Consider the following 12,578-nt stretch of genomic DNA (forward strand, 5'->3'; position numbering starts at 1 on the left):
TCACCTTCTTTCTCTAATCACTTTCTTTATACTGTATCGTTAACAACAGATTATGATCATGTTGTTCTGTGTGTTCCCATACACCTTGAAAACAAACCTTATTTAACAACGACTGCTGATCGTTTTTGGGTAAATCGAGATCGTAATGAATAGACAATGCGTTCTCACCTTCTATAGAGACATGCATTGAAACATCTGTCCACTCGTTCACGACAGCCTCTAACTGTTCAACAATCATCTGCCCATCATGGGTTAACAATTCATCTAATGCTGATACGTCAGTTAACGGTGTATCAACCGAAAACGTTAAATTGAGATCATGTTCAGTTAATGACGTCGATAACAACCAATAGACAAACGCATCGCAGTTTAACGTTTGTAATAACCGCTCTTGTTTCAGTCGTTCAATGAGTGCATTCACTTTTTCCGTTGATTTGTCATGCTTTCCCATACTCGCATAGCCTTGGACAATTTGCAAATCATTCATGAGGTCGTGTCGATAGATCCGTAACCATTCCAAAAATTGTTCGCGGTCCATAAGATTCACCTGCACTTTTTCTTTTATCATATCATAATTAGCCTTTGAACTATGATCGATTTCTCAAGATTATAGGAATCAAAACATACAAAACCATAAAAAAACCGACCCTAATATTAGAGCCGGTTTAGCATACATTATGCTTCTTGTGCTTCTGGGTAAACACTAACTTTTTTGCGATCGCGTCCGTAACGCTCGAAACGAACAACGCCGTCTACTTTAGAGAAAAGCGTATCGTCGCCGCCGATTCCAACATTATGGCCTGGATAAACTTTCGTACCACGTTGGCGGTAAAGGATTGAACCGCCTGTCACAAATTGACCGTCTGCACGTTTAGCCCCTAGGCGTTTGGATTCAGAATCACGACCGTTTTTCGTACTACTTACACCTTTTTTCTGTGCGAAAAACTGTAAATTTAAGCGTAGCATTGCCATGCACCTCCTTAAGATGTCGAGATGTGAATATATTGTCCATAGTCTCTTTCAATTGTTTCGAGTGATACAACCATACCATCTAGCAATAATTGCGCTCTTTGTCGCACATCATCAGCCAAATCAGTTGGCAATGTCACATCTAAAAAACCACCATCGTCACGTTGATCAATTAACGGTTCGATATCACATAACGAAATAACCGCGTTGACAGCTCCAAATGAGACAGCTGATGCTGCTGCACACACTAAATCATGACCATAAGGGCCACTATTAGCATGACCAGACATTTGAAACCCTTTTATCGTGCCATCTGTATAGCGATTAACGGTTACTTCAATCATGGTGACAGTCCTTACGCGTTAATTTTATCAATCGTTACTTTTGTATATGGCTGACGGTGACCTTGTTTACGTTTGTAGTTCTTTTTCGGCTTGTATTTGAAAACCGTGATTTTACGTCCTTTACCGTTACGGTCAATTTTACCTGTAACAGACGCGCCATCAACGTATGGTGTACCTGCTTTCGTCGTATCGCCACCTACGAAAAGTACTTTGTCAAACGTTACTTCTTCACCAGCTTCACCATCTAGCTTTTCGATGAAGATCGACTGACCTTCTTCTACTTTAACTTGTTTACCACCAGTTTCAATAATTGCGTACATACTTGCACCTCCTCTAATAACTCAGACTCGCCATTGAAGGTACTCAAATAGAGTTTATCAACCTTCTCTGAGCGGTTGTAGCATGCGGGTGCTACAAAATATAACACTATTGATATTACCACGCGCTAAAAAAGCTTGTCAATAGACAAGCCTTCATTTTCGACTTGTGATAATAACCATGCAACGTTCCCTATTTTATATAATTGGTAAGCCTCTTGTAAAGACTTTTTTTCGTGAATAAAAACATGAAAGTGAAATTGATGGTTAGCTTGTAATTGTTTGAGATAAGATTTCATCGTTTGCACCATATCAGACCGAACATCGATCTGCAGACACTCAAACGATGTGTCTTCTTGGTACCAACACATGACCTCTTCTAACTCATTCAATATAAAGTCCGTTTTTCGATCGAGTGAACGCTCATCAATCCCAAATAACTGATAACTAGAGACACCTGTACGTTTACGCGTGACTTCTAGCATTCCCAATGTCGTAAAGCCGACAACATGTGTCTCTTGGTAATCTAATGCTGTCTGCTGCTTCATAACTTTTATCACGTCTTTTTGTTCTTTTGACGTTTTCATATTTAATAAATCAACAATAATCGCACCTGATAAATTACGTTCACGTAACACTCGGCTCGTCGCTTGAACCGCTTCACGGTTAATCACCATATAAGATGGTTCTGAAGTCTGTTTGGATTGATAAGAACCGAAGTCGACGTCAATGGCTGTTAACGCTTCAGCACGGTCAATAACGATCGATGCCCCATTTGATAAGCGAATGTGTCGTTTCGTTAAGTACTCGGCTAATTGATGATAAGCGTACGGCTTATGATGATAAAAGCGACGATCTAATGTTACGTTTTCCGCTAAAGACGGTACAAATTGACGAATTTTTTCTTTCATATCTTCTGTATCCACGATCAATCGATCAATCGTCTCGGGGTCTTCGTTCGCCAATTGTTCGATAAACGGATCATACAAGGACAATACGCGCCCTTTTTGTAAACGATTGTAATCGATCGATTGATAATGTTTGATCAAGCGATTAAGTTGATCGCGTAACACTTCACCGTCTTGTTGACTCGCTTTCGTTCGTACGACGATACCACCGTCTATATCAGAAGCAGACCATAACGCTGACAGTCGATCTCGTTCAGTTTCAGATAGCTTATGCGATATACGTACGCCCGATTCCAATGGCAAATAGACAAGGGCGTCCGTTTTAAATTGAATGTTGGTCGTGACAGTCGCTAGTTTGGATTGCGTTGCTAATCGTTCAACTTGAACAAGCAGATAATCGCCACGTCGAACTGTATGATTATAAAGAGATTGAAACGGTAAATAAACACGCCGCCCTCCTCCAACATCGAGAAAACAAACGTTGAGCCGTTCATCTATTTGATCAACCGTACCATACAAAATATCGCCAATTTGATCGTCATTTGCTTGATAAAACGCCACGTCGTGAATCTGTCCATCATTTGTATCGAGATAAACGCGGTGTGCCGTCTTTGTTTGGATCCATATTTGTCGCACAATTCTTCACCTTAATTCATTCAGTCATTTTTAGTTCATGTTTGTTAAAACGGGTAAATAAACCACGTAAACAATCCGATTCACTTAACATCATGCCGTTATCGAAGTAAACATAATGATAATTAAATCGTTTAAATCGCTTCACAACCTGATCGATTGATTGATCAACAGGTAATGTTAATAAATTAACAGCCATCTCTTGGTCTGTTTCTTGTAAATAACGCCCTAATAAATGCTTAAGCAAAAACCGTTGCCGTTGACGCCACAAAAACCAATTATCCAACAACAAAAACAACGATAATATTAGCCAATGAAGTGAATAAACTTGGCTTGTCCATAGTATAGCATTAATACCAACAATCAACACAATCGAGAACCACACCATGATGATAAGCACACGGTAAAATGACAGCCACCTGAACAAAACAAGTGCCAACAAACGACCACCATCAAGCGGTTGAATCGGTAACAAATTAACGCACAATATCGCTGTGTTCATCATATACCATATCGTTATCAATGTTGGCTGACTTATCACATGACTTAATAAGGCAATTAAGCCGTACAACCAAATATGTTGCAGAGGGCCTGCTATCGTGACAAACCACTCTTCTTTAAACGGACGATTATAATAATCGCTCGTTTCCATCACGCCACCAAACGGCCAAATTACGATTTTCGTTATGTGCCAGCCTAATAATTTGGCTGTCACTACATGACCTAATTCGTGAATTAAAACGAGTGTAAATAAACTGAGCAATTCAACAAACCAACCAAATATGTAAGCAACCACACCCACTAGCATTAAAAGTGGATGAAGTTCCACAGTCCGGAATGTCATATTATCGGTCCAATATAACAGGTACAGGATCTAATGATTGATGGCGATTTTCTAAAGCGAAGTAGAGTTTTGCCGTTTGAATAGCTGAATCAGGTCTGATCGTACCTAAATCATTGGACGGGTCGACGAATTGATAGTGAAATACATCAATTTCTGATAAATGGCCATAAATTGATTGTCGTCCGTCTTCGTGTTGAATGATGACTGTCTTACCTGTGTCCGGTTTAGTTCCTGCAAACAGAACTGTGCCACGTTCTACAGGATGAACGGTTTGCTCTTTCATTATATCAATCAAAACATGATCGTCATTCGATGTCACACGATTTTCTTGAATACCACTCGCAAGAACGGCTTGATCAGGTTCTGTCGGCTCATTGACAGGCGCATCAAACCCTGATGAAACAAACATCGTTGCGATATGAGCATCATACCAAGCTTGTACTGTCGCAAATGGGAGATCTTCGGTTAACAACCCATTCACACGATTATCTACTTCTTTCATCCAAGATGCTGACGATTGATTGATGATGAGTACCATAGCGAATAATCCGAGCGCTACGACCGCTTTTTTTAATAAGGGGGTGATCACATCTGATGTTTTTGACGGTTCAGATTGAGGTATCGATGAAAAGCCGTGTGATTCTTCTCGCGTCGGAAGAATAGTCGTATTGTGTTTAACGTTTCGACGTTGCATTGAGCGACGTTTCGCAATGTTTTGGCGAATATTTTGTAGACGTCTATCCATAAGTCACCATTCCTTTTTCCGTTTGTACTAGCCTATTTCGATGAATGATGATTTATGATTTGTCGTCAATAAAACAAACCTCAATTGCTACGTCATCGTAACAACTGAGGTTTTATCGCTTACTTCATACCGAGCATTTTTTTCATTTTCGTTAGAAAGCCTTTTTCTTCTTCAAATAACATTAACGGAACCGACTCGCCGAGAATGCGTCTAGCAATATTACGGTAACCAATCGATGCTTTCGTATCTGGTTGAAAGGCGACAGGGTTCCCGTGGTGAGAGGCACGAATCACATCTTCGTCATCCATAATCACCCCTAATAGTTCAACAGATAATGTTGACACAATATCGTCGACCGCAAGCATATCGCCACTATCCATCATATGTTTACGAATACGGTTAATCACGAGATGAGGTGCTTTTAAATCTTCTTGTTCTAACAATCCAATAATTCGATCAGCATCGCGGACGCTAGATTTTTCTGGTGTGGTCACGACGATTGCTTTATCAGCACCTGCTACGGCATTTTTATAGCCTTGTTCAATACCCGCCGGACAATCGATTAATATATAGTCATAGTCAGGCTTTAATTGGTCGACGAGTGTTTTAATACCTTCGGGTGTCACTTCATTTTTATCACTAGATTGAGCTGCTGGTAATAGATGCAAACAATCAAATCGTTTATCTTTCACTAACGCAGCTTGTAACTTACAACGCCCTTCAATCACATCGATAATATCAAATATGATTCGATTTTCTAAGCCTAGAATGACATCTAAGTTACGTAAACCAATATCCGTATCAATCAAACACACCTTTTTATCTTGTAAAGCTAAAGCTGTACCGATATTTGCAGTCGTCGTCGTTTTACCGACGCCACCTTTACCCGATGTAATAACGATTGATTCTCCCATTTTAAAGTCCCCTTTCCGCAATATCCGTTAAATGTGGACGGATTTTTTGAAGGTTATGTAAGTCGTCAAGCTCGATTTGTTCGGATTGATTATTAATAAACGCAAATTCTCTATGCGAACCTTCCATTTCATAATCAGGTGCTCGACTTAACTGATCGGCAATTCGAATTTGACTCGGGTTCATATATGAAGCGGCAACAACTTCGTGGATACCATCAGGATAACCAGCATGCGCAATACCTCTAAGTTGCCCTAAAATGAACACACTGCCTGTCGCACTAACGGTTGCTCCAGGATTCACATCTCCAATAATAAACGCATCACCGATGACATGCAAAACTTGACCTGACCGAATCGTTTTCACATGTGGTTTTAACGTCGTATGATCATACCATGATTGCGCTTCTTCCTTCGTGATCACATTAGATTCAATCGATTTCACATCGATTAAACTCATATCATTTAGTACTTCACGTATGCGTTGTTGTTGCCACGGTTCCAAGTAACGATTTTGCGTGTGCACTGTTACAGCCGTTCGGTGATGAAGAGAATCTGATTGTAATTGTTCTTTTAATGTATTTAACAATTGATCAAATGAGCACTGATCGTCTAAATAGACAATAATACCGTCACTCGTCCCTTTCATTGTAAGATATAGATTCGATTCTGTCATAAGTCGAGACACCCTTTAATCATTATTTATTCTCGAGTTCGTATTTCCATTTAGTTAATATCGGTTTCAACCATGGGTATAACATAAACAAACCGATGACATTCACGACAAGCGTCGGCACAAGGCGAATCATGAGATAGTTTTGAAAACCGAGTGATATTTGTCCTACTAAAAAGTATACGCCATACAGGACGATATCAGCTAAACTAACACCGAGTAAGACAAATAGCAAAACAACGAAAATATTTTTATGCAACACACGCTTTAATAAATGAATAAGGTATAGTGCCAAACCATATGCTAATAAATAGACACCTAATATTGAGGTATAAGCTAAATCGGTTAAAAAAGCGAATGCTAAACCATTTATCAACCCGACATAACTATGTTCGCGGTCATAAAACGTCATAATAATAATCGAAAATACCAACGTCCAATGCGGTATGTATAAATAACTTTCTAAAAACGTTTGAGGAATGACTTCAGTTAAAACACTTTGAAAGACAAACACTAAAAAGATAGCAAGCGGGAGTAAAAATACTTTCATCACTCTTCCTCCTCGCTTGTCTCAACAGTTTGCAATTGTCGGTCAACTACTTTGACCTGATTAATATCATCTAAATCCGCAGCCGGCTTCACATAAGCAACATTCGTCAGTCCATAATCATCTAATTCGATGGAACTGATCTCTCCGATTAATATTCCCTTTGGAAAAACACCACCCAATCCAGATGTGACGACAGCTTGCCCTTCTTCAATCTCACTTTCGTTTGATAAATCCCGGAATATGAGTTGATCAGATTCACTGTGATAACCTTCAATCAGCCCAAAAATCGACTCATCACCATCGACAATAGCAGACACTTGGTGTTCAGAACCAAAGCCACTTAATAACTGCACAGTCGATGTTAACTGCGACGCATCAACAACTTTACCGATCATCCCTTCAGCCGATTGTACTGCCATATTGGCTTCAACACCATGTTGTGTCCCTTTATTAATCGTGACTTGTTGAAACCACCGCTCAGAACTTCTTGCAACAACCGTTGCATTTAACGTTTCATAATCACTTAATGTGGTATCGACATCAGCCAACGCTCTTAACTCTTCATTTTCTTTTTCTAATTCATTGACTTCATAGGCTAATGATTTATAATCTTGTAACTCTCGTTTCAACACTTCATTTTGGTCATAAACTTGTCGAATATTTTTTACAGAATCAACGAAGTCATTGACCGCTGAAATCGGTGTGTGTAGAACACTTTGAAAGAAACCAACTGTATCCATTGCGAATTGTGCTGGTAGACTTGATGAATCATCTGTACGTAATGAATACCCGATTAAACTAACAATGAGTATTATGCTTAATAAAAATACGACTAATTTTCTCTTTCTAAAAAACGATGGCATATCTTTGACACCTTCTCTTAACGTCACATATTCATTTCAACGTCATTTGTTATGTGTTTTAGTTGACTGAATTGGTCGATTGCCCCCATCGTACCTCGAACGACACAGTACAACGGGTCTTCTGCTAAAATGACGGGTATCGCTGTCATTTCCCTAACAACAGAAGATAGCCCACTTAACAACGCACCGCCACCCGTTAATACGATGCCTCGTTCCATTATATCAGCCGATAATTCAGGCGGTGATGCTTCTAATGTATCCATAATTGCATCGGCAATTGATTGGACGGTATCTTGTAATGCCGTGACCATGTCGTGATTGGACACGCTTACGGTTTCTGGCAATCCCGTCACAATATCACGATCTCTTACATCCATTTTATCACGGTTGTCATCATATTTTGCAGAGCCTAATTTAATTTTTAATAATTCAGCCGTAGCAGACCCTATTGCTAAACTATATTGTTTTCGAATATAAGATTGAATTTGGTCATCCATATAATCTCCGGCAATCCGAATCGAACGGCTTGTAACTAAGCCACCTAAAGAAACAATGGCTACCTCAGTCGTTCCTCCGCCAATATCTACAATCATATTACCAGTCGGCTCCCAAACAGGCAAACCAGCACCTAATGCTGCCGCAAGTGGCTCAGTGATAACGAAGACGTCTTTCGCACCAGCTTGTTTGCCAGCATCCCAGACAGCACGTTTCTCCACTTTTGTAACCCCAGAAGGAACACAAATCATGACACTCGGTTTTTTTGTCCAAAACCCTTTAGCATCAACGCGATTCAAAAAATACTGTATCATGGTTGATGTCGTTTCAAAATCTGCTATAACACCTTCTTGCATCGGACGGATAACGTCAATATTTCCGGATGAACGGCCAATCATCTGCTTCGCCTCATAACCAACAGCTATAATATCACCTGTTTGATGATGTTGAGCCACAACAGTCGGTTCATTTAATACGATACCTTTGCCTTTAATCGCTACAAGCGTATTAGCCGTCCCTAAATCAATCGCTACATCGCGGTTGAAAAACGATGATTTCAATCGTGATCGCCTCTTTTCTATGATAAGTCATACTACAAGGTACGTTCACTTATCATGAAACATGAATAAGCACCACAAACTCATCAACAGGAAACTGTGGTGCTTTTCATGACAGTACTTATATTATAAGGTAAAAGCAAATAAATGGATAGGCTAAGCGGTCTTAAATTTCATATGAAATAGGACCTATTTTTAAGGGGCGTCAAATTACAGATATCCTTTCTCTTTCATCGACGTGAATTTTTCATCACCTATCACTAAATGGTCGAGTAAATCAATGCCGATTACTTTCCCAGATTCATATAATCGACGTGTGACTTGGATATCTTCATTTGATGGAGAAGGATCACCAGAAGGATGGTTATGAGCACAAATGATTGAGGCGGCTGAACGTTTAATCGCTTCTTTAAACACTTCGCGTGGGTGAACGATGGAGGAGTTGAGGCTGCCAATAAATATCGTTTGCCTGTGTATGATTTGGTTTTTAGTATTCAGATAAAGCGCTACGAAATGTTCTTGTTGTAACCCTCTGAAATCTTCCATTAAAAAATTCGCCCCATCTTCTGGGCTTTTAACGACGTATTGATCTCGGTTTTTGTACGTATGAATGCGCTTGCCCAACTCTAAAGCAGCCATTAACTGAACCGCTTTAGCCGTACCAATTCCTGAAATCATCGTCAATTCATTAATTGATGCATCACGTAATAACGCAATGCCTTCAAAATGTTTCAACACATTGGTCGCGAGTGATAGAGACGAATGGCCTTTCGTTCCGCTTCCAATTAAGATGGCGATAAGCTCTTGGTTCGACAAATATTGTGGCCCAACTTCCATCAAACGTTCACGTGGCCTTTCACTAGCTGGGACATCTCTAATTAAAATCGATTGGTTATTCACATCGTGAACCCCTTTCATTTTGAAGTTATCTATATTGTAGTGAATGCCTCTTAAAAAAACAAAAAGGGATAATCGTATTATCTCTATAAGCCACCGGGATTAACGCTTCATTTTTTGTCATAATCATTGAAAAAAAGAATGATAATCATTTTTTTTATGAAATTGAATCATACAGTAAATGCAATGTTAATAATAATGTGGCACGATGCATGCTAGTGTCCCTATCTCCATCATCAGACATCGTCACAATATTAATAGCTTGGTTTAAAAGTTTATCGTCTGACATTGACGTCGGGTAATTACCTAGCCACGTCGTGACGTCTTCCTCCCACTGTTCTGACAATGTGTCTGGCTCTAATAAACTCAATCCTTCTTCTAACCAAGACAAAGCAGCATGATCGGACGATATTTGGCTATCATCGAAAGTCCATGATGTCACATAATACCCTTCATTTTCAGTCAAGCCAACATTATTTAACCCATCTATAATCTCTTGCTTCGATTGTGACGGATGAATTAAACTCGCTAACACATAATAGTTACCATCACGCTCAGTCACGATAGATGGTATCATGTCGCGCGACCGTTTAAGCGAGTTTGCATTCTCTTCTGTTGAAAACACGCCTAATTGAACCACATCATACACACCACCCGAATATGTCGTTGACGTATCAGTAGAAGCTGGCTCAGATTGATCTAGTTCATCTGATTCATCATTGGACGCCACAGGTGCGGTCGCTTCATCTGATGTTGGCGGTGTTGTCATATCAAAGTAATATAAAATGCCAATGCCAAAAACAGCGCCTAACACGAGAGCTAGTAAAGCTGATTTTATAATAGACCATTTTTTTAAGTTGTATTTCGTAGACTTCGATGTTCGTGGTGTCATAACAGGTTCATATTGATGTTTTGATTGCTGGTTATCGTGTTGATGAATTGCTACTTTGATTTTTTTCCGTTCTTCCATATCGCAACCACCTTCGCTCATGTTAGGACTAGCCTAGCATAACGAACGCAAAAAAAAGCACAAACGATGTCACACACCTTCGCCAATTCACGACATCTTACCTTAATTAAACAAAAAAAGCTAGAAGAGGAGTAATCCATCTTCTAACTTCTTTAAATCGCTTCTTCAGCAGAAGCTACTCGGTTTTTACCATTACGCTTAGCCCCAACATACATCGAACGATCCGCTTGGCGAATCAACTCATCAGGGGTTTCACAATGATCTGGATAAGTGGCTACACCGATACTTGCTGTCACATAAATTTTAATCGGATCTTGGTGGTCCAGCATATGATTCGTCACTTTGAATGGTTCTTGCGCAATCTTGGCGCGTAATAATTCGGCCCAATCAACCGCTTCATGATGCTTATACCCTTTAATTAATACTGTAAATTCTTCACCACCATATCGAGCGACTAACCCTTGCTCACCGACAAAAGCTTCTATACGTCTTGCTAATTCGATTAACACTTCGTTACCTGCCTCATGTCCGTAAGTGTCGTTTAATTCTTTGAACGAGTCTAAATCAAATAAGATAATCGATAATTCTTCATCTAACTCTTTTTCTTGTAGGTCAAACGCATAGCTTTCTAAGTGCTCAGTGAAATAACGATAATTGTACAGCCCTGTTAAGCGATCACATTGACTTTTGTTCTTCTCGGATTGATAGTGCCTAGCATTTTCAATCGCAACAGATAGGAAGTTCCCTAAAATCTCAAGTAACATTAAATGATATTTTTCGTAAGCGTATTTGCGTTTTGACGCAATAACGAGAACGCCCACAACTAAGTTTTTCCGCATAATTGGAACACCTATTGCACTATTTACTTCTTCGGGAATTTCGCTATTTTCGATCTTGCCCAATTGGCTACGCTTCACGAGCATTTTCGGTATTTCTTCTTTATAAATTTGCCCAGCAAAACCTTCTCCGTATTCCAATGAAATATCTTGCAAATGCTGTGTTTCATCGTCACTCACATAACGGATCATATTCATCGAACGTGACGAGTTCGTAATATCATAGACATAAATGTACGACATCGGTATTAACGCATGCACCTTTTCCACGAACGTATCAAGGACATCTTTGACATTCAACTTCTTTGACAATTCATGGCCGATATTGCTCGTATCATGTAAATACTTATTGATTTGTTGCCCTTTATGATATGTCGATATAACCACTGATAATAGAATGGCTGGAAACCCGACAATAAATATAGCTGATAGACCGATTTCTAAATACAATATATATAAAATAAGGCCGATTGGAAAAATCATCGCCGTGACGAGACTATCGACGAGTAAAGAACTCGGGATACCCGTGAATTTGTTCCCTTTCACATATATATCAATAAGTGCGAGTAACACTTGGTTCACGACAATTGATCCGACAATATAGCCAACTAGAGGTATAATTTGATCTAACGTATTTAACGATAATACGCCATGAGTTCCGCCTAGTGCATAATAGACAACAGCTGCAAATATGGACGTTAAAAATAACATCGTCGAATTCGTCGCAATCCGGTAAAATTCGGATTTTTTTAGCTTGATTTTGATTAACAACGAAATTAATGCTAACTGCGTTAAGACTATTTCCGCAAAAAGACCAAAATATAAAAACACCGCAAAACTAACGCCGTTAATAAAGAAAATTGTAATTGACCCGACTTGAATCGGAAAATAAGCAACAGCACACATAATGATGGCAAATGCAATAATATCAACCCAATATCCGGTGAAATTGGGTTCAATGGCAAAATATAAGTAGGTCATCGATGTCGGGAAAATGGATAACCAAATTAGCCAAATGCTAATATTCTTCAATCTAGACATATACGGGCTCCTTTAGGACAAATTT

At 39.4% G+C, this 12,578-nt stretch carries 15 protein-coding genes and 1 other annotated feature; all 15 genes read right to left on the reverse strand.

The window, feature by feature from the left end:
* Positions 1-13: 13 nt before the first annotated feature.
* Positions 14-538 carry a Spo0B domain-containing protein gene (locus ABID56_RS03105; protein ID WP_354219152.1) on the reverse strand — a complete coding sequence of 175 codons (525 nt, stop codon included), beginning with the start codon at positions 536-538 and terminating at the stop codon, positions 14-16.
* A gap of 137 nt (positions 539-675) precedes the next feature.
* Positions 676-966 (reverse strand): 50S ribosomal protein L27, encoded by a 291-nt coding sequence (gene rpmA, locus ABID56_RS03110; protein WP_354219153.1) that lies wholly within the window; start codon positions 964-966, stop codon positions 676-678.
* Between the two features lie 14 nt (positions 967-980).
* Positions 981-1,313 (reverse strand): ribosomal-processing cysteine protease Prp, encoded by a 333-nt coding sequence (locus ABID56_RS03115; protein ID WP_354219154.1) that lies wholly within the window; start codon positions 1,311-1,313, stop codon positions 981-983.
* A gap of 11 nt (positions 1,314-1,324) precedes the next feature.
* Positions 1,325-1,633, reverse strand: coding sequence for a 50S ribosomal protein L21 (gene rplU / locus ABID56_RS03120; RefSeq protein WP_354219155.1), 309 nt, complete (start codon positions 1,631-1,633; stop codon positions 1,325-1,327).
* Between the two features lie 13 nt (positions 1,634-1,646).
* Positions 1,647-1,720: a sequence feature (ribosomal protein L21 leader region), on the reverse strand.
* A 38-nt stretch (positions 1,721-1,758) separates the two neighbouring features.
* Positions 1,759-3,174 carry a ribonuclease E/G gene (locus ABID56_RS03125; RefSeq protein ID WP_354219156.1) on the reverse strand — a complete coding sequence of 472 codons (1,416 nt, stop codon included), beginning with the start codon at positions 3,172-3,174 and terminating at the stop codon, positions 1,759-1,761.
* A gap of 16 nt (positions 3,175-3,190) precedes the next feature.
* Positions 3,191-4,015, reverse strand: coding sequence for a M50 family metallopeptidase (locus ABID56_RS03130; protein WP_354219157.1), 825 nt, complete (start codon positions 4,013-4,015; stop codon positions 3,191-3,193).
* 1 nt (position 4,016) lies between these two features.
* Positions 4,017-4,760, reverse strand: coding sequence for a peptidoglycan DD-metalloendopeptidase family protein (locus tag ABID56_RS03135; RefSeq protein WP_354219158.1), 744 nt, complete (start codon positions 4,758-4,760; stop codon positions 4,017-4,019).
* A gap of 119 nt (positions 4,761-4,879) precedes the next feature.
* The gene (gene minD / locus ABID56_RS03140) at positions 4,880-5,674 is read right to left on the reverse strand and encodes a septum site-determining protein MinD (RefSeq protein ID WP_354219159.1); all 795 of its coding nucleotides are present in this window, start codon (positions 5,672-5,674) and stop codon (positions 4,880-4,882) included.
* Between the two features lies 1 nt (position 5,675).
* On the reverse strand, positions 5,676-6,347 hold the full coding sequence (minC, locus tag ABID56_RS03145; protein ID WP_354219160.1) for a septum site-determining protein MinC: 672 nt from the start codon (positions 6,345-6,347) through the stop codon (positions 5,676-5,678).
* Positions 6,348-6,369: 22 nt separating this feature from the next.
* Positions 6,370-6,894, reverse strand: a complete 525-nt coding sequence (gene mreD, locus ABID56_RS03150) for a rod shape-determining protein MreD (RefSeq protein ID WP_354219161.1) — start codon at positions 6,892-6,894, stop codon at positions 6,370-6,372.
* Complete coding sequence (gene mreC / locus ABID56_RS03155) at positions 6,894-7,757, reverse strand: rod shape-determining protein MreC (RefSeq protein ID WP_354219162.1); 864 nt, start codon at positions 7,755-7,757, stop codon at positions 6,894-6,896. The genes mreD and mreC overlap by 1 nt, the downstream gene beginning before the upstream one ends.
* A 23-nt stretch (positions 7,758-7,780) precedes the next feature.
* The gene (locus ABID56_RS03160) at positions 7,781-8,812 is read right to left on the reverse strand and encodes a rod shape-determining protein (RefSeq protein ID WP_354219163.1); all 1,032 of its coding nucleotides are present in this window, start codon (positions 8,810-8,812) and stop codon (positions 7,781-7,783) included.
* A gap of 207 nt (positions 8,813-9,019) precedes the next feature.
* Positions 9,020-9,709: a RadC family protein gene (gene radC, locus ABID56_RS03165; protein ID WP_354219164.1), complete on the reverse strand. Its 690-nt coding sequence runs from the start codon at positions 9,707-9,709 to the stop codon at positions 9,020-9,022.
* A 154-nt stretch (positions 9,710-9,863) separates the two neighbouring features.
* Positions 9,864-10,676 (reverse strand): hypothetical protein, encoded by an 813-nt coding sequence (locus ABID56_RS03170; protein ID WP_354219165.1) that lies wholly within the window; start codon positions 10,674-10,676, stop codon positions 9,864-9,866.
* Between the two features lie 152 nt (positions 10,677-10,828).
* Positions 10,829-12,553: a sensor domain-containing diguanylate cyclase gene (locus ABID56_RS03175; protein WP_354219166.1), complete on the reverse strand. Its 1,725-nt coding sequence runs from the start codon at positions 12,551-12,553 to the stop codon at positions 10,829-10,831.
* Positions 12,554-12,578 lie beyond the last annotated feature (25 nt).

This window comes from Alkalibacillus flavidus, from assembly GCF_040545925.1.
GTDB lineage: Bacteria > Bacillota > Bacilli > Bacillales > Alkalibacillaceae > Alkalibacillus > Alkalibacillus flavidus.

Coding starts and splice junctions, on each gene's coding strand:
- ABID56_RS03170 (WP_354219165.1), bottom strand. CDS start 10,676: ATGGAAGAACGGAAAAAAATCAAAGTAGCAATTCATCAACACGATAAC.
- rplU (WP_354219155.1), bottom strand. CDS start 1,633: ATGTACGCAATTATTGAAACTGGTGGTAAACAAGTTAAAGTAGAAGAA.
- rpmA (WP_354219153.1), bottom strand. CDS start 966: ATGCTACGCTTAAATTTACAGTTTTTCGCACAGAAAAAAGGTGTAAGT.
- ABID56_RS03130 (WP_354219157.1), bottom strand. CDS start 4,015: ATGACATTCCGGACTGTGGAACTTCATCCACTTTTAATGCTAGTGGGT.
- ABID56_RS03135 (WP_354219158.1), bottom strand. CDS start 4,760: ATGGATAGACGTCTACAAAATATTCGCCAAAACATTGCGAAACGTCGC.
- mreD (WP_354219161.1), bottom strand. CDS start 6,894: ATGAAAGTATTTTTACTCCCGCTTGCTATCTTTTTAGTGTTTGTCTTT.
- ABID56_RS03105 (WP_354219152.1), bottom strand. CDS start 538: ATGGACCGCGAACAATTTTTGGAATGGTTACGGATCTATCGACACGAC.
- ABID56_RS03175 (WP_354219166.1), bottom strand. CDS start 12,553: ATGTCTAGATTGAAGAATATTAGCATTTGGCTAATTTGGTTATCCATT.
- ABID56_RS03115 (WP_354219154.1), bottom strand. CDS start 1,313: ATGATTGAAGTAACCGTTAATCGCTATACAGATGGCACGATAAAAGGG.
- minC (WP_354219160.1), bottom strand. CDS start 6,347: ATGACAGAATCGAATCTATATCTTACAATGAAAGGGACGAGTGACGGT.
- minD (WP_354219159.1), bottom strand. CDS start 5,674: ATGGGAGAATCAATCGTTATTACATCGGGTAAAGGTGGCGTCGGTAAA.
- mreC (WP_354219162.1), bottom strand. CDS start 7,757: ATGCCATCGTTTTTTAGAAAGAGAAAATTAGTCGTATTTTTATTAAGC.